Source organism: Serratia sp. A07, from assembly GCF_058725505.1.
In genome coordinates, this window is sequence record NZ_JBZXDO010000023.1 from 38,839 (window position 1) to 59,805 (window position 20,967).

Sequence of the window (20,967 nt, forward strand, 5' to 3'; positions counted from 1 at the left end):
CTGCGCCCCTGACGATTCTGTAGCAGTTTTGTCGGATTTTGCACAACTCGACAAAATTGTTGAGACACGGGTCACTCGAACACGCTTTGCAGATTATTAACAATTCTGTAAACTGCTCGCGGTGTAAGCGTCCCGGTGGATGAAGGGCGTTATGAGATCGATTAGCAATAAAAATGACGTCTGACCCGCCGGACAATCAATTAAGAGGTCATGATGAGTACTGAAATTAAAACTCAGGTCGTGGTACTTGGGGCGGGCCCGGCAGGTTACTCTGCAGCCTTTCGTTGCGCTGACTTAGGTCTTGAAACCGTTCTGGTTGAACGTTATTCCACTCTGGGCGGGGTTTGCCTGAACGTGGGATGTATCCCTTCCAAAGCACTGCTGCACGTTGCCAAAGTGATCGAAGAAGCCAAAGCGTTGGCCGAACACGGCATCGTTTTCGGCGAGCCGAAAACCGACATCGACAAAGTGCGCGTCTGGAAAGAAAAAGTCATCACTCAGCTGACCGGCGGTCTGGCTGGCATGGCGAAAGGCCGTAAAGTGAAAGTGGTCAACGGCCTGGGCAAGTTCACCGGCGCTAACACCCTGGTTGTGGAAGGCGAAAACGGCCCAACCACCATCAACTTCGACAACGCCATCATCGCTGCAGGTTCTCGTCCGATCCAACTGCCATTCATTCCTCATGAAGATCCACGCGTGTGGGATTCTACCGATGCGCTGGAACTGAAAACCGTCCCAGAGCGTCTGCTGGTTATGGGCGGCGGCATCATCGGCCTGGAAATGGGCACCGTATACCATGCGTTGGGTTCACAGATCGACGTCGTTGAGATGTTCGATCAGGTTATCCCGGCGGCAGATAAAGACGTGGTGAAAGTCTTCACCAAACGTATCAGCAAGCAGTTCAACCTGATGCTGGAAACCAAAGTGACCGCGGTAGAAGCCAAAGAAGACGGCATCTACGTCACGATGGAAGGTAAAAAAGCGCCGGCAGAACCACAGCGTTACGACGCGGTGCTGGTGGCGATCGGCCGCGTGCCGAACGGCAAACTGCTGGATGCCGGCAAAGCCGGTGTTGAAGTTGACGAGCGTGGCTTCATCAACGTCGACAAACAGCTGCGCACCAACGTGCCGCACATCTTCGCTATCGGCGACATCGTCGGTCAGCCGATGCTGGCGCACAAAGGCGTGCACGAAGGCCACGTTGCCGCGGAAGTTATCGCCGGCATGAAGCACTACTTCGATCCGAAAGTGATCCCATCCATCGCTTACACCGAGCCGGAAGTGGCATGGGTGGGTCTGACCGAGAAAGAAGCGAAAGAGAAAGGCATCAGCTACGAAACCTCCACCTTCCCGTGGGCGGCTTCCGGCCGTGCGATCGCTTCCGACTGTGCAGACGGCATGACCAAACTGATCTTCGACAAAGAAACTCATCGCATCATCGGTGGCGCGATTGTCGGCACCAACGGCGGCGAGCTGCTGGGTGAAATCGGTCTGGCTATCGAGATGGGCTGCGACGCGGAAGACATCGCGCTGACCATCCACGCTCACCCGACCCTGCACGAATCCGTGGGCCTGGCGGCGGAAATCTACGAAGGCAGCATCACCGACCTGCCTAACCCGAAAGCCAAGAAGAAGTAATTCTGCTGGCTTGACCGGTTAACAAGCGGCTCCTGAAAAGGGGCCGTTTTTTTTTGCTCAAACTCAGAAAGTGGTATTTTTGTGGCCGCTGCGCCAAATTCCGATCCCCCTGCTTATATCCACTCTAATTATATGGATATAATGCCCTGCTAGTCCGGCAGCCGATTACGCTGCGCTCAACGATTCAGCAAAGATTTAATGTTGCTTTTATGTGAACGAATTAACAACCGTTTCAAATCCTGATATGCTGGCTGAGCGGAACCGGGCACTGTACCTTACAGTCCAGGACATCGACAGCAGTGCCCCGTCAGGATAGATGGCATCTATATCGCCGTGCGCTCTACCCATCAGTCTTTCATGCTGTAACGCTGTTTGACCGTGCTTGTTTGCCCCAATCACCGTTTCGGGGCCTTTACGGGCCGATCGCCTAGCCACAGAGTGAAACCCCAAGGGTATAAACCCGGTTTGCATATACGCCAGGCACAATAAATGACAATGAGAGCGAGGAGAACGTCGTGCTAGAAGAATACCGTAAGCACGTAGCCGAGCGTGCTGCTGAGGGCATCGCCCCTAAGCCGCTAGACGCCACCCAAATGGCCGCGCTGGTCGAACTACTGAAGAATCCGCCAAAAGGCGAAGAAGAATTCCTGTTAGACCTGCTGATTAACCGTGTTCCACCGGGCGTCGACGAAGCCGCCTACGTCAAAGCAGGTTTCCTGGCGGCCATCGCCAAAGGCGAAGCGACATCCCCCCTGGTTACCCCCGAGAAAGCCATTGAACTGTTAGGCACCATGCAGGGCGGCTATAACATTCACCCGCTGATCGAAGCGCTGGACAACGAAACGCTGGCGCCTATCGCCGCGAAAGCGCTGTCCCACACGCTGCTGATGTTCGACAACTTCTACGACGTGGAAGAGAAGGCCAAGGCCGGTAACCCACACGCCAAGCAGATCATGCAGTCCTGGGCCGACGCCGAATGGTACCTGTCGCGCCCTGAGCTGGCGGAAAAGATCACCGTCACCGTGTTCAAAGTCACCGGCGAAACCAACACCGACGACCTTTCCCCGGCGCCGGACGCCTGGTCGCGCCCGGACATCCCGCTGCACGCGCTGGCGATGCTGAAAAACGAACGTGAAGGCATCGTGCCGGATCAGCCGGGCAGCGTCGGCCCGATCAAACAGATCGAGCTGCTGAACAAGAAAGGCTTCCCGCTGGCCTACGTCGGCGACGTGGTCGGCACCGGTTCTTCCCGTAAATCCGCTACCAACTCCGTGCTGTGGTTCATGGGCGACGACATCCCGCACGTGCCGAACAAGCGCGGCGGCGGCGTGGTGCTGGGCGGCAAGATTGCGCCTATCTTCTTCAACACCATGGAAGATGCCGGCGCCTTGCCAATCGAAGTGGACGTGTCCGAGCTGAACATGGGCGACGTGATCGACGTTTACCCGTACAAAGGTGAAGTGCGCAACCACGAAACCGGCGCGCTGATCGCCAACTTCGAGCTGAAAACCGACGTGCTGCTGGATGAAGTGCGCGCCGGCGGCCGTATCCCGCTGATCATCGGCCGCGGCCTGACCACCAAGGCGCGCGAAGCGCTGGGTCTGCCGCACAGCGAGGTGTTCCGTATCGCCAAGCCGGTTGCCGCCAGCAGCAAAGGCTTCTCGCTGGCGCAGAAAATGGTCGGCCGCGCCTGCGGCGTCGCCGGCATTCGCCCTGGCGAGTACTGTGAACCGAAGATGACCTCCGTCGGTTCTCAGGACACCACCGGCCCGATGACCCGCGATGAGCTGAAAGACCTGGCCTGCCTCGGCTTCTCCGCCGATCTGGTCATGCAGTCGTTCTGCCACACCGCCGCGTACCCGAAACCGGTCGACGTGACCACGCACCACACGCTGCCTGACTTCATCATGAACCGCGGCGGCGTCTCGCTGCGTCCGGGCGACGGCGTGATCCACTCCTGGCTGAACCGCATGCTGCTGCCTGACACCGTCGGCACCGGAGGCGATTCCCACACCCGCTTCCCGATCGGCATCTCCTTCCCGGCCGGTTCCGGCCTGGTGGCGTTTGCCGCCGCGACCGGCGTGATGCCGCTGGATATGCCTGAGTCGGTGCTGGTGCGCTTCAAAGGCAAAATGCAGCCGGGCATCACCCTGCGCGATCTGGTGCACGCCATCCCTTACTACGCGATCCAGCAAGGCTTGCTGACCGTCGAGAAGAAGGGCAAGAAAAACATCTTCTCCGGCCGTATTCTGGAGATCGAAGGCCTGCCGGATCTGAAGGTCGAGCAGGCGTTTGAGCTGACCGATGCGTCCGCCGAACGTTCCGCCGCCGGTTGTACCATCAAGCTGGACAAGGCGCCGATCGAAGAGTACCTGAACTCCAACATCGTGTTGCTGAAGTGGATGATCTCCGAAGGCTACGGCGATCGCCGTACGCTGGAACGCCGTATTCAGGGCATGGAAAAATGGCTGGCGGATCCGCAGCTGCTGGAAGGCGATGCGGATGCGGAATACGCGGCGGTGATCGACATCGATCTGAATGAGATCAAAGAGCCGATCCTGTGCGCGCCGAACGATCCTGACGATGCGCGCCTGCTGTCTGACGTGGCCAACAGCAAAATCGATGAAGTGTTCATCGGTTCTTGCATGACCAACATCGGCCACTTCCGCGCGGCCGGCAAGCTGCTGGATCAGCACAAGGGCCAGCTGCCAACCCGTCTGTGGGTGGCGCCGCCAACCAAGATGGACGCGGCTCAGCTGACCGAAGAAGGCTACTACAGCGTCTTCGGCAAGAGCGGTGCACGTATCGAGATCCCGGGCTGCTCGCTGTGCATGGGCAACCAGGCGCGCGTGGCGGACGGTGCGACGGTGGTCTCCACCTCGACCCGTAACTTCCCGAACCGTCTGGGCACCGGTGCCAACGTCTATCTGGCGTCTGCCGAACTGGCTGCGGTTGCGTCCCTGCTGGGCCGCCTGCCGACGCCGGACGAGTACCAGACCTATATGGCGCAGGTCGACAAGACGGCGGCGGATACCTATCGCTATCTGAACTTTGACCAACTGGGGCAGTACACCGAAAAAGCCGACGGCGTGATCTTCCAGACCGCGGTTTAATTCAGCGTCAATCCCAAGCAGCGGGGCCCTTTCCAGGGCCCCGTTTTTTTATTTTACGTTCAAAGCCTGCCCGCTATTTTTTGAATATTTCCACGTGGATATCTTTGTGATCGCTCTCTTGCCCGGTGGCGGAGATGATGCGATAGAAGCAGTCCTTCCCATCCAGCCCGCTGAGTTCATTACATTTCTTATCAACCTCTGAGGAAATATATTTATGGCCGACGGTAGGCACGCCGGTCTGCTGAATGGAGAGATCGCCGAGTTTGGTGTAGTTGGCGGATTCTTCAAGGGTGATTTGTTTGGCGGCGAACGCCGATGCAGAGAACATCATGCTCAGTGCGATAATGGAGGTTATGTATTTCATGGCACACATCCTGATCGTGGTGATAGGTATGAATGAGGTGAGAACACCTCTGGCCGCTGGTGAACATAATTAGAGCTCCTTATTTAAAAGCTAATCGATATTGAGGGGATGTCAATAAAGTCGCGTCGCGCCAGGAATCAGTAACTTATTTATTTTAAAGGGAAATCATAATCCCGATAAAATCGTGACATACATCTCCACGGTATCTACATGATTCAAATAAATAACCGGCGATCGGCGGATTGTCGGCCGACTTTTCGCATGGCGGGCATGCGCCGCGCGGCGATGAGGCACCGCTTCGCTTTCCTTGAGGGATCGCGGCCGGCGTCTTCCCATCGCCGCCGCAAGCCGCTATATTGCGCGCCGCCAAGGTTTTATTTTGCCGAGTTGCCAACTTTGCGAGCGCTCACTGAGTTAGCAATCAATTTATGTTTACACTAAGAAAAAGGGCTCAGGAGGGCATGCTATGGATTACGAATTTCTGCGTGACGTTACCGGTCAGGTGATCGTCAGATTTTCGATGGGGCATGAAGCGATTGGCCACTGGATCAACGAAGAAGTCAAAGGCGATTTCAACCTGCTGGACCGCATAGAAGCCGGTGCGGCCGAGGTCAAAGGCAGCGAGCGTCAATGGCAGCTGGAAGGCCATGAATATACGCTGTTGATGGATGGTGAAGAAGTGATGATCCGCGCCAATCAGCTGGAGTTCGAAGGCGATGAAATGGAAGAGGGGATGAACTACTACGACGAAGAAAGCCTCTCATTCTGCGGCGTTGAGGATTTTCTGCTGGTGTTGAAGGCCTATCGTTCTTTCATGCTGAAATACTAAGCATCAGGGCGCGGCGTGCCGCGCCCTTTCCATCACAGAGGCGGGATATTGCGGCCGTAATAGATTTCCTGCATCTCTTTCCATAACAGATCGGTGATCTGTTTGCGTTCGACGGCGCTCAGCGCTTCCGGTGCCGCATTGAACAGGTAATGCTTCAGATCGAAATCCTTCAGCAACATCTTGGTATGGAAGATATTTTCCTGGTAAACGTTCACGTCCATCATGTGGTACAGCGCCTTGATGTCTTCCGACATAAAGTTCTGGATCGAATTGATCTCATGATCGATGTAATGTTTCACGCCGTTCACGTCGCGGGTGAAACCGCGCACGCGGTAGTCCATGGTGACGATGTCGGATTCCAGCTGGTGAATTAAGTAGTTCAGCGCCTTGAGGGGCGAAATGACGCCGCAGGTCGAGACTTCAATATCGGCGCGAAAGGTGCATAGCCCGCCTTCCGGATGGCTTTCCGGGTAGGTGTGTACGCAGATGTGGCTCTTGTCCAGGTGCGCGACGACCGTGTTCGGCAGCGGGCCGGGGTGTTCCGACGTATCGACGTCTTTCGGATCGATCGGCTCTTCGCTGACCAGGATGGTGACGCTGGCGCCCTGCGGCTCGTAGTCCTGACGTGCGATGTTCAGAATATTGGCGCCGATGATTGAGCAGGTCTCGCTCAGGATCTCGGTCAGCCGGTTGGCATTATATTGTTCGTCAATGTAGGCGATATAGCCGTCGCGATCGTCCGCGGTCTTGGCGTAACAAATATCGTAAATACAAAAACTCAGGCTCTTGGTCAGGTTGTTGAAGCCGTGCAGTTTTAGCTTATGCAATTTGGGCCACCTCCTTTATCTTCTCGCTTAACGTGTTACGTTCAGGGCATTGAGCAAATATTGCGGCAGGGCAAAGCTGCCGACGTGAATTGCCGGGTTGTAATAACGGCAGTGTAGGCCGCTTTGGTTAAAGCGCTGTTGCAGAGTAGGCAGATCGATCTTGCGCAGCGCCGGGTTCTGGCTTGACCAGGCAAAGGTCATGATGCCGCCGTAATAGGTCGGGATCGCTGCCTGGTAGAAGCTGACGTCGCTAAAGTAGCCGCTCAGTTTGGCGTGGCTGTTGACCGCTTCGTCCTGCTGCAGGAAACAGACGCCGTTTTGCGCGACGAAAATGCCGCCCTCATTCAGGCAGCGGGCGCAGCCTTCATAAAACGCCGAGGTGAACAGGCTTTCGCCGGGGCCGATCGGATCGGTGCAGTCGGAGATGATCACATCGAAGGTTTCGTCGGTTTGGTTCACGAAGTTGACGCCGTCGTCGATCACCAGCTTGAAGCGCGGATCGTCATAGGCGCCGGCGCTGTGGTTGGGCAGGTATTGGCGACAGAACTCGACGACGCCGGCGTCGATTTCGACCATGGTGATCTGCTCCACGCCAGGGTGCCGGCTGACTTCGCGCAGCATGCCGCCGTCGCCGCCGCCGATGATCAGCACTTTCTTCGCCGCGCCGTGCGCCAGCAGCGGCACGTGGGTCAGCATTTCGTGATAGATGAACTCGTCACGCTCGGTGGTTTGCACCACGCCGTCGAGCGCCATTACGCGCCCCAGCACTGGGTTCTCGAAGATCACCAGATCCTGATGATCGGTCTTCTCGCGGTACAGCACCTTCTCTACCGAGAAGTACTGGCCGAAGCCCGTATGCAGCGTTTCGTACCAAATTTCTTTCTGGGTCATGTGCGGGAAACTCCGTAATAACAGCCATGAAAAATCGGCGCAACATCATAGCTAACTCTGCCTGGCGATGCACGGTTGAATTTCAGACAGAGAGCGCGTTAGGCGGGCGGGAGAAGAGGGGAAATTAGTTGGCGTAGGCCAGCAGGCTCAAAGAGTCGCGCGCCAGCGATTTGCATTTTTTAGGCGTTGGAATGGCGATGCCGCTGAGATCGCGGTAGCTGTCTTCGCCCAGCGCTTTCATATTGAAGCTGTTGTAATTGCTCAAATCCCAGCGGTTTTGTTGCGCGAAATAGACGATGGCGCGTTTGATTTGCGCATTTGGCAAATCGTTGTAGCCGCAATCATTTTTCAAATAAATAAATACCGCCGTCAGATCGGCCAGATCTTCCGCCTCGGATTCATTCAGCGCCAGACTGGCGTTGGAGAAGCCCAGCATCGCCAGCAACAGCATCGATAACGTTGTTTTTTTCATCATGAAATAGGCCTGTTTGTCGTTTGCAGACGTTACCACACTTGCCTGTAAAGGCACCAAATTTTATTGCCGCTGGGCGCGGCCTCGCGTTCGTCAATGGCGCTCTCTTGATTGTGAGGCATAGCTTAAAATACCGCCAGGAAAGGCTTGACCTTCCGCCAGGGGGAAGGTTTAGGCTGGCGGCATTGAGTTATGTCACTGAGAAAAGGGAGTCAGCGATGTTACGCCGTGATTTTATTAAATTAACCGCCGCGCTGGGCGCCGCGAGCGCATTGCCGTTATGGAGCCGGGCCGCCTGGGCGGCCGATCGGCCGGCCCTGCCGGTACCGCCGCTGTTGACGCCGGACGCGCAGGGAAAGATTGCGCTGGCGCTGCAGGCGGGGGAAACCCGCTGGTTGCCCGGCGCCGCCACCAAAACCTGGGGATTCAACGGCGCGCTGCTCGGGCCGGCGGTGAAGCTGCAGCGTGGCCAGCCGGTAACGGTTGATATCAAAAACAGCCTGGCGGAGGCCAGCACCGTCCACTGGCACGGCCTGGAGATTCCCGGCGACGTCGATGGCGGCCCGCAGGCATTGATTCATCCCGGCGCGACGCGCACGGTGAATTTCACCGTCGATCAACCGGCGGCCACCTGCTGGTTCCACCCGCATACGCACGGTAAAACCGGCAGCCAGGTCATGATGGGGCTGGCGGGGCTGGTGCTGCTGGAAGACGAAGAGAGCGCCAAACTGCCGCTGCCGAAAACCTGGGGACAGGATGATATTCCGGTGATCCTGCAGGATAAGCGGCTGGGCAAAGACGCGCAGATCGAATACCGCCTGGACGTGATGAGTGCGGCGGTGGGCTGGTTTGGCGACCGCATGTTCACCAACGGCGCGCAGTATCCACAACATTTGGCGCCGCGCGGTTGGCTGCGCCTGCGTTTCCTCAACGGCTGCAACGCCCGCTCGCTGAATCTGGCGGCCAGTGACAACCGCCCGCTGTATGTCATCGCCAGCGACGGCGGTTTCCTGGCGGAGCCGGTGAAACTGACCGAGCTGCCGATGCTGATGGGCGAACGCTTTGAAGTGCTGGTCGATGCCTCGGATGGGAAAGCGTTCGATATCGTGACGCTGCCGGTGAAGCAGATGGGCATGACGCTGGCGCCGTTCGATCAAGCGCTGCCGGTGTTGCGCATTCAGCCGTCGCTGGCGCAGGGCATCAAAACCATGCCGGACAGCCTGGTGAAGCTGCCGACGTTGCCTGCCACCACCGGCATCCAGGAGCGTTGGCTGCAGCTGATGATGGATCCGCAGCTGGATATGCTCGGTATGCAGGCGCTGATGGACCGCTATGGTCACCAGGCGATGGCCGGCATGAGCATGAATCATGGCGCGACGGGCGGCGCAGATATGAAAGGCATGGAGAAGGGCGGCATGCAGAGCATGGACCATGGCAACATGAAAGGCATGGAGAAGGGCGGCATGCAGGGCATGGACCATGGCAACATGGGCAACATGAAGGGCATGGATCATGGCAATATGGCCGGGATGGATCACGGTGGCGCGCAGGGCAAAGCCAAACCGTTCGATTTCAGCCACGGCAACATGATCAACGGCAAGGCCTTCGATATGACCAAGCCGATGTTCGCCGCCAAACGGGGCCAGTATGAAAAGTGGACCATTTCCGGCGAGGGCGACATGATGTTGCACCCGTTCCACATTCACGGCACCCAGTTCCGCATCTTGTCGGAAAACGGCAAACCGCCGGCGGCGCATCGCAGCGGCTGGAAGGACACGGTGCGCGTCGAAGGATGGCGCAGTGAAGTGCTGGTGCGTTTTGACCATCCGGCCAGCAGCGAACATGCGTACATGGCCCACTGCCACCTGTTGGAACATGAAGATACCGGCATGATGATGGGCTTCACCGTCGCCGATTGATGGCGGCCCGGTGCTCCGGTGGTGGCGCGCTCGCGTCGCCACCGCTTGGTTCAATGAAAGGAAGCCGTTATACTGATTAAAATATCAGCTGTTGAGGAGTGCGTCATGCCGACAAAATTGGATCCCATCGTTTCTGAGTTTGAGACTCAAGAGCAGGCTGATAGCTACGATCGTTGGTTCAGAAGCACCGTGGAATCTTCCATCAATAGCGACTCCCCCCGTATTCCCCATGACGAAGTCATGGCCGGCGCTCGTCACATTATCGAGCAGGCGAAAGCCAAAAGAAAATCGGCCTGACCCTTATGTTAACCGTCAAATGGACTGACGAAGCAAAAACGGGTTTATATACGCTGCTGGCTTTTATCGCTGAGCGAAATCCACTTGCCGCAGAGGCTTTGTTGCAACGCATTGAAGAGTCGGTTATCCCGTTAGCGGAACATCCTTATCTATTCAGGCCAGGCAGGGTGAACGGGACTCGTGAAATGGTTGTTCATCCTAATTACATTGTGGTTTACCGCGTGCTGGCTGCACATATTGAAATAGTGAGTGTCCTGCACGCTCGTCAGGAATACCCTTAATAAAGAAAACTCCCCTGTCCGGGAGAGAGGCAAGTCGTAACGGCCTATGCTAAACTCTGCGCCTTTCTTCCGGCAACTGACCTGAATACTATGAAACACACTGTAGACGTAATGATTTCCGAGCAGGAAGTTAAGACCCGTATCGCCGAACTTGGCCGCCAGATCACCGAACATTACCGCGACAGCGGCAGCGACATGGTGTTGGTTGGGCTGCTGCGCGGCTCCTTCATGTTCATGGCCGATCTCTGCCGCGCGATCGACGTGCCGCACGAAGTCGACTTTATGACTGCCTCCAGCTACGGCAGCGGCATGTCCACCACCCGCGACGTGAAGATCCTCAAGGATCTGGACGAAGACATTCGCGGCAAAGACGTACTGATCGTGGAAGACATCATCGATTCCGGCAACACGCTGAACAAAGTGCGCGAGATTTTGGCGCTGCGCGGGCCGAAATCGCTGGCGATTTGCACCTTGCTGGACAAGCCTGAGCGCCGTGAAGTGCAGGTGCCGGTCGAATATGTCGGCTTCTCGATCCCGGATGAGTTCGTGGTGGGGTATGGCATCGACTACGCTCAGCGCTACCGTCACCTGCCGTACGTCGGCAAAGTGGTGCTGCTGGACGAGTAATTGATGTGGGGCGCGGCCTGCCGCGCCCGCGGCGGGGTTAGATGCCTTTATCCTGCTTCAGTTTGGCTATCGCTTTGCGGTAGCCCATCTCCAGGCTCTCGCGGCTGGTCGCCAGCACTTCCATATCGCGCAGACGGCCGTCCTGAATGCCGTATACCCAACCGTGGATCATCACCTTCTGGCCGCGCTTCCAGGCGGACTGCATGATGGTGGAGTGGCCCAGGTTGTACACCTGCTCAATGACGTTGATCTTGCACAGCATGTCGAAACGCTGCTCCGGCGGCAGTTCGCCCAGCAGCGAGCTGTGCTTGTACCACAGATCGCGAATGTGCAGCAGCCAGTTGTCGATCAACCCCAGCTCCGGGTTTTCCACCGCCGCCTGCACGCCGCCGCAGCCCAGGTGGCCGCAGATGATGATGTGTTCGACTTCCAGCACATCTACCGCATACTGCACCACCGACAGGCAGTTAAGATCGGTATGGATAACGAGGTTCGCCACGTTGCGATGGACGAACAGTTCACCCGGCTCGAGGCCGGTCAAGCGTTCGGCGGGAACGCGGCTGTCAGAGCAACCAATCCATAAGAAACGGGGCTTTTGCGCCTGGGCTAAACGTTCAAAAAATTCCGGGTCTTCCTGACTGATATTGGCCGACCAGGCATGGTTGTTGGCGATAAGCTCTTCGATTTCTTTCATGGAGGTTATTGACTCGTAACGAACAGATTGCGTTGGGGTAATATAGGGTAAGCGTCACAATTTGGAAATCGGAACAGTGGTGCAACCTCATTTTCCGCACGGATTCGACTCAGTGGAAACGTCGCCGATGCTAGGATTATCGTTATTGTTTCAAGCCTCGCAGACAGGGGCGCGGCGGCATACTCATCGTCATAAGGTACTATTTTACATATGAATTATGCACTGGAATTAGCGCAGCTGACCAAGACTTACGCCGGTGGCGTCAAGGCGCTGCGCGGCATCGACCTGAGCGTCGAGGCGGGGGACTTTTATGCCCTTTTGGGGCCAAACGGCGCCGGTAAATCCACCACCATCGGCATCATCAGCTCGCTGGTGAACAAAACCGCCGGCAGCGTGCGGGTGTTCGGTTACGACATCGATAAAGACATCGTCAACGCCAAGCGCCAGCTCGGCCTGGTGCCGCAGGAGTTCAACTTCAACCCGTTCGAGACCGTGTTGCAGATCGTGGTGAACCAGGCGGGTTACTACGGCGTCACGCGGCGTGAAGCGATGGCGCGCGCCGAAAAATACCTCAACCAGCTGGATCTGTGGGGCAAGCGCAACGAGCGCGCCCGCATGCTGTCCGGCGGCATGAAGCGCCGCCTGATGATCGCCCGTGCGTTGATGCATCAGCCGAAGCTGCTGATCCTCGATGAGCCGACCGCCGGGGTGGATATCGAGCTGCGCCGTTCGATGTGGGGCTTCCTGAAAGAGCTGAATGCCCAGGGCACCACCATTATCCTTACCACCCACTATCTGGAAGAGGCGGAGATGCTGTGCCGCAACATCGGTATCATCCAGAACGGGGAGCTGGTGGAAAACACCTCGATGAAGGGGCTGCTGGCCAAGCTGAAGTCGGAAACCTTTATCCTCGATCTGGCGGCGAAGAGCCCGCTGCCGAAGCTGGACGGTTACCACAGCCGCCTGACGGATACCTCCACGCTGGAAGTGGAGGTGATGCGTGAGCAGGGGCTGAACGGCTTATTCGCCCAGCTGAGCGCACAGGGCGTGCAGGTGCTGAGCATGCGTAATAAGGCGAACCGCCTGGAAGAGTTGTTTGTCACCCTGGTTAACGGCAATGGAGAAAAAGCATGACGCGTTTGTATTGGGTGGCCTTGCAGAGCATCTGGGCCAAAGAGGTGAACCGCTTCGCGCGCATCTGGATCCAGACCCTGGTGCCGCCGGTGATCACCATGACGCTGTATTTCATCATCTTCGGCAATCTGATCGGCTCGCGCATCGGCGATATGCACGGCTTCAGCTACATGCAGTTCATCGTGCCCGGCCTTATCATGATGGCGGTGATCACCAACTCTTACGCCAACGTCGCCTCGTCGTTCTTCAGCGCCAAGTTCCAGCGCAACATTGAAGAACTGCTGGTGGCGCCGGTGCCGACCCACGTGGTGATCGCCGGCTATGTCGGCGGCGGCGTGGCGCGCGGCATCTGCGTCGGCGTGCTGGTGACCATCATCTCGCTGTTCTTCGTACCGCTGCAGGTACACGCCTGGTGGGTGATTGCGCTGACGCTGTTGTTGACGGCAATCCTGTTCTCGCTGGCGGGGCTGATCAACGCGGTGTTCGCCACCACCTTCGACGACATCAGCCTGATCCCGACCTTCGTCCTGACGCCGCTGACCTACCTGGGCGGGGTGTTTTACTCGCTGTCGCTGCTGCCGCCATTCTGGCAGGCGGTGTCCAAGCTGAACCCCATCGTCTATATGATCAGCGGGTTCCGCTACGGTTTCCTCGGCATCAACGATGTGCCGCTGGCGTTCACCATGGCGGTGCTGGTGGCGTTTATCGCGGTATTTTACCTGCTGTCCTGGTACCTGATCGAGCGCGGCCGCGGCCTGCGCAGCTGATCGTATCGTGCCCCCGCTTTCCCGGCGGGGGCGCTTTTCTTGATTTGGCGCAGGCGGCGCGTAAATCAATAGAATTGCTCAGATAACCGCTAGTTCCCCGCTGTTCAAATCGTGCTATGCTGGCGCTCCACATTTCCTTCACTTTTGTCATTACGCACTCGTAAGCAGAACATCATCATGCGGCCTCAATACAAGTTAGCGGCTGGGTTACTCGGCATTCTGATGTCGTTGGTTTCCCCTGTGAGCCTGGCGAATCTGCTGTCGGAAGACAGCGCGGTTAAATCTGAATACATGGAAGCGCAGCGCGACAGCGAAGTCTATGCGTTGGTGGGCGAGCATGTGATCCCGGTCGGGGAAGTGAAGCGCGGGCAGCTGATCCAGGTGTTCCCGGCGGATGCGGAATACTACGAATTCAAATTCGGGCACGGCACCGGCTTTATCGATAAAGACGACGTGCGTGAGCTGAAGAAGTCGCGCAAGGTGCAAGACGATCTGGGCGAGCTGAACAAACCGCTGACCAACCAGAACCTGATCACCCAAAAAACGATCGACGTTTACACCGCGGCGGACAAGGACAGCGAGGTCTTCGGCACGCTGGAAGGCAACCTGCGCTATCCGATCATCGGCAAGCTGAAGGACCGGCTGAACAACACCTGGTACGAGGTCAACATCGGCGATCGGCTGGGGTTCGTCAGTGAGTTGGACTGCGAAATCGATAACGGCATCCCAGTGCTGACTTACCACCACCTGCTGAAAAACGAAGAGAACAAACGCTTCCGCCACACCTCGACCACCACCTCTGACGTGGCGTTCAGCAACCAGATGACCTACCTGAAGCAGGCGGGTTACGACACCATTTCGCTGTATCAGCTGGAAGCCTACCTGAAGAACCAGATCAACCTGCCGGGCAAGGCGATCGTGCTGACCTTCGACGACGGGCTGAAGTCGGTTTATCGCTACGCTTACCCGGTGCTGAAGGATTACGGTTTCCGCGCGACGGCGTTCATCATCTCTTCGCGCATCAAACGCCACCCGCAGAAATGGAACCCGGACTCGCTGCAGTTTATGAGCGTCTCGGAGCTGAAGCAGATTCAGGACGTGTTCGACGTGCAGTCGCACACCCACTTCCTGCACCGCACCGACGGCAATCGTCAGCCGATTTTGCTGAGCCGTTCGCTGCACAATATCGAGTTCGATTTTGAGCGTTCGCGCCGCGCGCTGTCGCAGTTCAACCCGCACGTGCTGTATCTGTCGTACCCGTTCGGCGGCTATAACCAGCGGGCGATCCAGGCGGCGCAGGATGCCGGTTTCCATCTGGCGGTGACCACGGTGCAGGGCAAGGTGAAACCGGGGGATAACCCCTATACGCTGAAGCGGCTATATATTCTGCGCACCGACTCGATCCAGACCATGGCGGATCGGATAGCCAACAAGCCGGGCACGGTGGTGGTGCAGTAAGGAAGAACGGGCGCGTAAGGCGCCCGTTTTAGCGTCAGGCGACCTGAACCGGCACGGCTTTCGCCTTGCGCTGCAGGTTGTTGTCACCTTCGAAATAGGCGACTTTCGGGTGGTGTTGGCGGGCGTCGGCGTCGGTCATTTGCACATAGGAGCAGATGATCAGCTTGTCGCCCACGCAGGCGCAGCGCGCGGCGGCGCCGTTGACCGAAATGATGCGCGAACCGCGCTCGGCGGCGATGGCGTAGGTGGAGAAGCGCTGGCCGTTATCCACGTTGTAAATATCGATCGCTTCATATTCCAGAATGCCGGCGGCCTCCAGGAAATCCTGGTCGATGGCGCAGGACCCTTCATAGTGCAAGTCAGCCTGAGTGACTTTGACGCGATGCAGCTTGCCTTGCAGCATAGTACGTATCATAGCTTTACCTAACTGAATATCGGCCTTCACAGGCGCTGGGGTTGAACATCTCTCCTGCATCCCTGCAATCTCTATCGTCACCGATTGCCCCGCCATTGTCTACCAATGGCCTGGGTTTCAGGGTGACGATAGTATAAAAAATGGCTTACAGCGTCAGGTCGACCTGCTGATTGTCGATAAGACGCGCCTTGCCCAGCCAGGCGGCCATCAGCACCACCGCCCGCTGGCTGTCCACCGTCAGCGGCTGCAGGCTGTCGGCGTCGCGAATAAACAGCTCATCCGGCGTAAAGCCGGCGGCGCGCAGCTGCTCGGCGGTCTGCTCCAGCAGCTCTTCGACATGGCGTTCGCCATTGGCCAACTGCTGCGCCAGCGCGTTCATGATCTTGCTCAGCTGCGGAGCGATCTTGCGCTCTTCGGCGGTCAGGTAGCCGTTGCGCGAGCTGAGGGCCAGGCCGTCTTTGGCGCGCACGGTCGGCACGCCGACGATGTCGATGTCGTAACCCATGTCCGCCACCATTTTGCGGATCAGCGCCAGCTGTTGGTAATCCTTCTCGCCGAAGCAGGCTAAATCAGGCTGCACCAGGTTGAACAGCTTGCTGACGATGGTGGAAACGCCGCGGAAGTGGCCCGGCCGGCTTGCGCCTTCCAGGATGCTGGAGATGCCCGGCACGTCGACGTAAGTCTGCAGGTCCAGCCCCTGCGGATAGACCGCAGCCGGGGCCGGCGCGAACACTAGATCGACGCCGCGGCGGGTCAGCTTCTCGCTGTCTTCTTGCAGCGTGCGCGGGTAGCGCGCCAGATCGTCCGGCCGATCGAACTGCATCGGGTTGACGAAGATGCTCACCACCACCACGTCGGCGCGGGCGCGCGCTTCATCGACCAGCGTCATATGGCCGTCGTGCAGGTTGCCCATGGTCGGCACCAGCGCGATGCGTTTGCCTTCCTGGCGCCAGCGGCGGATCTGCTGACGCAGCATCGGCAGGGTTTCGATAATAATCATTGGGTGACTCCTGGAACCATCGCTTAGTTAAAAGAGTGTTCAGCCGCCGGGTAGAGGCCTTGCTCCACTTCCTGAATGTAGTGCTGCACCGCCGTGCGGATATCGCCGCTCTGCGCCAGGAAGTTCTTGGCGAACTTCGGCGTATGGCCGCCGGTGATGCCGAAGGCGTCGTGCATCACCAGGATCTGGCCGTCGGTGCCGTTGCCGGCGCCGATGCCGATGACCGGAATGGACAATGCTTCGGTGATCTGGCGCGCCAGCTCGGTCGGCACGCATTCCAGCACCAGCAGCTGAATGCCGGCCAGTTCCAGATTCTGTGCGTCCTGCAACAGCTGTTTGGCGGCCAGTTCGTCGCGTCCTTGTACCTTATAGCCGCCGAACACGTTGACCGACTGCGGCGTCAGGCCCAGGTGGCCGCACACCGGTACCGCGCGCTCGGCGAGCATTTTCACCGTGTCGCACAGCCAGCTGCCGCCTTCCAGTTTCACCATGTTGGCGCCGGCGCGCATCAGCTCGACGGCGTTGGCGAAGGTCTGTTCCGGGGTGGCGTAACTCATGAACGGCAGATCGGCCAACAGCAGGCAGGCCGGCGCGCCGCGGCGCACAGCGCGAGTGTGGTAGGCCACGTCGGCGACGGTGACCGGCAGCGTGGAGTCGTGGCCCTGCAGCGTCATGCCCAGCGAATCGCCCACCAACAGGACTTTGATGCCTTGCTCTTCAAACAGTTTGGCAAAGCTGGCATCGTAGGCGGTAAGGGTAGCAAACTTGCGCTGCTCCTGTTTCCACTGGCGCAAGTGGGTCACGGTGGTGGGTTTCATCACAACGTCTCCTGAAACGGGCCGTGCGGCGTACGCAGGCCCAGGCTGCAAAAAAGTGCAGTCATTCTACTGTAACCCGATCGGGGTGGGTAGCGCGGATCGCCATGCTTAAGCGGTTCTTAAGAACCTTGTGGTGCAATGGCGCCAAGACTCAAAAGGGATACTCATGCGAATTTTGCTGATCGAAGATGACAAACTGATCGGGGACGGCATCAAGGCCGGGCTGACCAAACTCGGCTTCAATCTGGACTGGTTCACCGACGGCGCCGTCGGCAAAAATGCGCTGGACAGTGCGCCGTACGACGCGGTGATCCTCGACCTCAGCCTGCCGGGCCTCGACGGCCTGGATCTGCTGCGCCAGTGGCGCCAGGCCGGGCAGGACGTGCCGGTCCTGATCCTCACCGCCCGAGACGCGCTGGAGCAGCGGGTCAGCGGGCTGCAAAGCGGTGCCGACGATTATCTGTGCAAGCCTTTCGCGCTGGCCGAAGTGGCGGCGCGCCTGCAGGCGCTGATCCGCCGCCGCCACGGCCAACTGATGCCGCAGCTGACGCACGGCAACGTGGTGTTCGACAGTGCCACCCGCAGCGTGAGCTGCAACGGCGAGCCGGTGACGCTGACGCCGCGCGAATTGGCGGTGCTGGAACTGTTTCTGCACAACAAGGGGCGGGTGCTGGCGCGGCCGTTGATTCAGGAGAAGCTGTACAACTGGGATGACGAGGTGAGCAGCAACGCGGTGGAGGTACATATTCACCACCTGCGGCGCAAGCTGGGCAACGGCTTCATCCGTACCATCCACGGCGTGGGTTACACGCTGGGGGATGCGCCGTGAAGCGTCTCAGCCTGCGGCTGCGCCTGATCCTGATCTTCAGCCTGCTGGCGCTGCTGACTTGGAGCACCGCCAGCGTGGTGGCCTGGGTGATGTCGCGCAACACCATCAACGAAGTGTTCGACACCCAACAGATGCTGTTCGCCAAACGGCTGGCGACCGCCAACCTCGGCGATCTGCTGGCCGATGAAAGTGCGCGCAGCCTGCCGAAAACCAAAAAGCTGGTGCACCACGGCAAACGCGGCGAGCAGGACGACGACGCGCTGGCGTTCGCCATCTTCGATCGCCAAGGCAAGATGCTGCTCAACGACGGCGAGAACGGCGCCGACTTCCTGTTTGACGGGGAGCGTGAAGGTTTTACCGACGGCGAGCGCAAAGGCGATGACGACAGTTGGCGCCTGGTGTGGTTGACCAGCCCGGACGGGCGCTACCGCATCGTGGTCGGCCAGGAGTGGGATTACCGGCGCGATATGGCGCTGGGCATGGTGACCGGCCAACTGGTGCCCTGGCTGGCGACGCTACCGGTGCTGATGCTGCTGATCGCGCTGATGGTCGGGCGCGAGCTGCGGCCGCTGCGCACTGTGGCGGCCGGTTTGCGCCGGCGTGCACCCGATGACGCGACGCCGCTGGACGCGCGCCAGGTGCCGACCGAGGTGCGCCCGCTGGTGGATGCGCTCAATGCGCTGTTCGCCCGCATCAACGCTCTGCTGGTGCGGGAGCGGCGCTTCACCTCCGATGCCGCGCACGAGTTGCGCAGCCCGCTGGCGGCGCTGCGGGTGCAGACCGAAGTGGTGCAGCTGGCGGGGGACGATGCGCCGATGCGCGAGCACGCGCTGGACAATCTGACGCTCGGCATCGATCGCGCGACCCGACTGGTGGATCAGCTGCTGACGCTGTCGCGGCTGGATTCGCTGTCGGATCTGGCCGAACTGGCGCCGATCGACTGGAACGATCTGGTGACGATGACCCTGGCGGAGCAGGATCGGCAGGCCCATGCGGCGGGCGTGACGCTGCGCTATGAACATCGGGGAACGCCGCCGCCGCGTCAGGGGGAAACCTTGCTGCTGTCGCTGCTATTGCGCAACCTGCTGGACAACGCGGTGCGCTATACCCCGCAGGGCGGCGTCGTTACCGTAACGCTGAGCGAACATTCGCTGACGGTGGAGGACGACGGTCCGGGAGTCACCACGGAACATCTGGCACGGCTCGGAGAACGCTTCTATCGCCCGCCGGGGCAGGAGCAAACCGGCAGCGGGCTGGGGCTCTCGATCGTGCAGCGTATCGCCGGCTTGCATAGCCTACAGGTCAGTTTCGCCAATCGCCCGGCGGGCGGGTTCGTTGCGCGGCTGGCGCTGTAAGAGCGGCGGCGTTAACGTTGTGCCGCGATGCTGGCCGCAACGTGCATCACGTTCGCCGGGGGCTGCCGGCGGGCGATTTGCTGGGCCATATAGCGCATATAAGGATCCAGGTGGCTGAATATGGCTTTGTAACCCGCACACAGGTGATTGTGCCAGTGATTGTCGACCCGGTTGATACGGTGCTTCGGGCAGCCGCCATGACAGGCGAAACGCCAGGGGCACTGCTCGCAAGCGGGCGGCAGAGCGGCTTTCATCATGCCGAACTTACGTTGCTGTTTGCCATTCACCAATTTATCCAAACGATCGGTTTTTAGATTCCCTAAACGGTGTTCCGGATAGACATAGTGATCGCAGCTGTAGATATCCCCGTTTTGCTCCACCACCAGACCGAAACCGCAGGTAGGCTGCATGATGCACAGGCTTGGTTTCTCCCCCAGCCATGCGGCCAGTGCGTTGTCGAACAGCTGCACGTAAACCCGTCCCACATCGTGTCGTACCCAGTAGTCAAAAATCGTGTTGATAAAGTGGCCGTATTCTTCACCGGAGACTGACCACTCGGTGACCTCGTTGCCGGACAGCGTTTGCGGATAGAGCAGCTCACCGTACTTTCGGCTGACAGAGCGTTGCTCGACGACCGGAATGAACTGGACGAACTCTGCCGCCAACTCTTGCGTGATAAAGCGATAGACCTCCAGCGGCGCCTTGGCCGTTTGGGGGTTGACCACGCACAAAATATTGACCTCGACCTGGTAGCGTCGCAGCCATTGCAGCGCATTGATGACTTTGTCGAACGCCGACTTGCCGCTCTGCGTTTTACGATAGCGATCGTGCAGGTGAGCGGGGCCGTCGACCGATAAGCCGACCAGGAAACGGTGCTCGGCAAGAAATTGTGCCCAGGCCTCATCAATGAGCACGCCATTCGTCTGGATGCTGTTGCGGATCACTTTTTCACCCGCGTAGTGACGTTGCCAGAACAACGCGCGTTCGAAAAACGCCAGGCCCGACAGGGTGGGTTCTCCACCTTGCCAGGTGAACTCGATTTCCTGCGCGGTATTGGCTTCTATGTACTGCTGTACGTAGAGCCGCAGCACTTCGTCGTCCATATGTCGCTGAGCCTGTTGTGGTTTCAGCGTGCCTTGATCTTTTTCCAGATAAAAACAGTAATCACAGGCCAGATTGCATTGATAACTGGTGGGCTTCGCCATCAGGTGAAAAGGTCGCTTCATCACGCCTCCCGGC

21 protein-coding genes are annotated in these 20,967 nt (G+C 58.6%); 12 read left to right on the forward strand and 9 right to left on the reverse strand.

The genetic code is table 11. From position 1 onward, the window contains the following. The first annotated feature begins 213 nt into the window (after positions 1 to 213). Positions 214 to 1,638 (forward strand): dihydrolipoyl dehydrogenase, encoded by a 1,425-nt coding sequence (gene lpdA, locus AC4PR2_RS19715; RefSeq protein WP_004937500.1) that lies wholly within the window; start codon positions 214 to 216, stop codon positions 1,636 to 1,638. 515 nt (positions 1,639 to 2,153) lie between these two features. Beyond that, entirely contained in the window at positions 2,154 to 4,751 is a 2,598-nt protein-coding gene (gene acnB / locus AC4PR2_RS19720; RefSeq protein ID WP_060422679.1) for a bifunctional aconitate hydratase 2/2-methylisocitrate dehydratase, read from the forward strand. 73 nt (positions 4,752 to 4,824) lie between these two features. On the opposite strand, the gene AC4PR2_RS19725 is transcribed toward acnB, so the two are convergent. Further along, positions 4,825 to 5,115 carry a hypothetical protein gene (locus tag AC4PR2_RS19725; protein ID WP_064291158.1) on the reverse strand — a complete coding sequence of 97 codons (291 nt, stop codon included), beginning with the start codon at positions 5,113 to 5,115 and terminating at the stop codon, positions 4,825 to 4,827. A 466-nt stretch (positions 5,116 to 5,581) separates the two neighbouring features. Between AC4PR2_RS19725 and yacL the strand changes: the two genes are divergently transcribed. After that, entirely contained in the window at positions 5,582 to 5,944 is a 363-nt protein-coding gene (gene yacL / locus AC4PR2_RS19730; RefSeq protein ID WP_004937507.1) for a protein YacL, read from the forward strand. A 32-nt stretch (positions 5,945 to 5,976) separates the two neighbouring features. Here yacL and speD read toward each other — a convergent pair whose 3' ends face one another. From speD to AC4PR2_RS19745, 3 genes are all read right to left on the reverse strand, one after another. Further along, entirely contained in the window at positions 5,977 to 6,771 is a 795-nt protein-coding gene (gene speD, locus AC4PR2_RS19735; protein WP_049200100.1) for an adenosylmethionine decarboxylase, read from the reverse strand. A 27-nt stretch (positions 6,772 to 6,798) separates the two neighbouring features. After that, a complete protein-coding gene (speE, locus tag AC4PR2_RS19740; RefSeq protein ID WP_197757108.1) occupies positions 6,799 to 7,662 on the reverse strand; it encodes a polyamine aminopropyltransferase in 864 nt (287 codons plus the stop codon). A 124-nt stretch (positions 7,663 to 7,786) separates the two neighbouring features. Next, complete coding sequence (locus tag AC4PR2_RS19745; protein ID WP_004937515.1) at positions 7,787 to 8,134, reverse strand: YacC family pilotin-like protein; 348 nt, start codon at positions 8,132 to 8,134, stop codon at positions 7,787 to 7,789. Positions 8,135 to 8,352: 218 nt separating this feature from the next. On the opposite strand from AC4PR2_RS19745, the gene cueO reads away from it, so the two are divergent. The 4 genes from cueO to hpt all read left to right on the forward strand — a co-directional run bounded on the left by cueO (position 8,353) and on the right by hpt (position 11,258). Then, positions 8,353 to 10,053 carry a multicopper oxidase CueO gene (gene cueO / locus AC4PR2_RS19750; RefSeq protein WP_159318620.1) on the forward strand — a complete coding sequence of 567 codons (1,701 nt, stop codon included), beginning with the start codon at positions 8,353 to 8,355 and terminating at the stop codon, positions 10,051 to 10,053. A 105-nt stretch (positions 10,054 to 10,158) separates the two neighbouring features. Next, positions 10,159 to 10,350, forward strand: coding sequence for a type II toxin-antitoxin system RelB family antitoxin (gene relB, locus AC4PR2_RS19755; protein ID WP_049200097.1), 192 nt, complete (start codon positions 10,159 to 10,161; stop codon positions 10,348 to 10,350). A 5-nt stretch (positions 10,351 to 10,355) separates the two neighbouring features. After that, complete coding sequence (locus tag AC4PR2_RS19760) at positions 10,356 to 10,631, forward strand: type II toxin-antitoxin system RelE/ParE family toxin (protein WP_049208401.1); 276 nt, start codon at positions 10,356 to 10,358, stop codon at positions 10,629 to 10,631. Positions 10,632 to 10,721: 90 nt separating this feature from the next. Further along, positions 10,722 to 11,258, forward strand: coding sequence for a hypoxanthine phosphoribosyltransferase (gene hpt / locus AC4PR2_RS19765; RefSeq protein WP_048234659.1), 537 nt, complete (start codon positions 10,722 to 10,724; stop codon positions 11,256 to 11,258). Positions 11,259 to 11,295: 37 nt separating this feature from the next. On the opposite strand, the gene can is transcribed toward hpt, so the two are convergent. Further along, on the reverse strand, positions 11,296 to 11,952 hold the full coding sequence (gene can, locus AC4PR2_RS19770; RefSeq protein WP_049200096.1) for a carbonate dehydratase: 657 nt from the start codon (positions 11,950 to 11,952) through the stop codon (positions 11,296 to 11,298). A 210-nt stretch (positions 11,953 to 12,162) separates the two neighbouring features. Here can and AC4PR2_RS19775 point away from each other — a divergent pair, with 210 nt between their 5' ends. From AC4PR2_RS19775 to AC4PR2_RS19785, 3 genes are all read left to right on the forward strand, one after another. After that, positions 12,163 to 13,086 carry an ABC transporter ATP-binding protein gene (locus AC4PR2_RS19775; RefSeq protein ID WP_015379030.1) on the forward strand — a complete coding sequence of 308 codons (924 nt, stop codon included), beginning with the start codon at positions 12,163 to 12,165 and terminating at the stop codon, positions 13,084 to 13,086. Then, positions 13,083 to 13,853, forward strand: a complete 771-nt coding sequence (locus tag AC4PR2_RS19780) for an ABC transporter permease (RefSeq protein ID WP_004937535.1) — start codon at positions 13,083 to 13,085, stop codon at positions 13,851 to 13,853. Before AC4PR2_RS19775 ends, AC4PR2_RS19780 begins: the two co-directional genes overlap by 4 nt. A gap of 177 nt (positions 13,854 to 14,030) precedes the next feature. Then, the gene (locus AC4PR2_RS19785) at positions 14,031 to 15,311 is read left to right on the forward strand and encodes a polysaccharide deacetylase family protein (RefSeq protein ID WP_055311947.1); all 1,281 of its coding nucleotides are present in this window, start codon (positions 14,031 to 14,033) and stop codon (positions 15,309 to 15,311) included. 34 nt (positions 15,312 to 15,345) lie between these two features. Here the strand turns inward: AC4PR2_RS19785 and panD are convergent, their stop codons facing one another. The 3 genes from panD to panB form a co-directional block, all read right to left on the reverse strand. Continuing rightward, positions 15,346 to 15,726 carry an aspartate 1-decarboxylase gene (gene panD, locus AC4PR2_RS19790; RefSeq protein WP_004937544.1) on the reverse strand — a complete coding sequence of 127 codons (381 nt, stop codon included), beginning with the start codon at positions 15,724 to 15,726 and terminating at the stop codon, positions 15,346 to 15,348. Between the two features lie 145 nt (positions 15,727 to 15,871). Next, positions 15,872 to 16,726 (reverse strand): pantoate--beta-alanine ligase, encoded by an 855-nt coding sequence (panC, locus tag AC4PR2_RS19795; protein WP_492175381.1) that lies wholly within the window; start codon positions 16,724 to 16,726, stop codon positions 15,872 to 15,874. 23 nt (positions 16,727 to 16,749) lie between these two features. Next, entirely contained in the window at positions 16,750 to 17,544 is a 795-nt protein-coding gene (panB, locus tag AC4PR2_RS19800; RefSeq protein WP_492175382.1) for a 3-methyl-2-oxobutanoate hydroxymethyltransferase, read from the reverse strand. A gap of 166 nt (positions 17,545 to 17,710) precedes the next feature. Between panB and qseB the strand changes: the two genes are divergently transcribed. Together qseB and qseC are read left to right on the forward strand one after the other, a co-directional pair. Continuing rightward, positions 17,711 to 18,373, forward strand: coding sequence for a quorum sensing response regulator transcription factor QseB (qseB, locus tag AC4PR2_RS19805; protein WP_004937550.1), 663 nt, complete (start codon positions 17,711 to 17,713; stop codon positions 18,371 to 18,373). After that, positions 18,370 to 19,728, forward strand: coding sequence for a quorum sensing histidine kinase QseC (qseC, locus tag AC4PR2_RS19810; protein WP_197808882.1), 1,359 nt, complete (start codon positions 18,370 to 18,372; stop codon positions 19,726 to 19,728). The genes qseB and qseC overlap by 4 nt, the downstream gene beginning before the upstream one ends. Before the next feature lie 11 nt (positions 19,729 to 19,739). On the opposite strand, the gene AC4PR2_RS19815 is transcribed toward qseC, so the two are convergent. Then, positions 19,740 to 20,954, reverse strand: coding sequence for an anaerobic sulfatase maturase (locus AC4PR2_RS19815; protein ID WP_492175383.1), 1,215 nt, complete (start codon positions 20,952 to 20,954; stop codon positions 19,740 to 19,742). Positions 20,955 to 20,967: the final 13 nt, after the last annotated feature.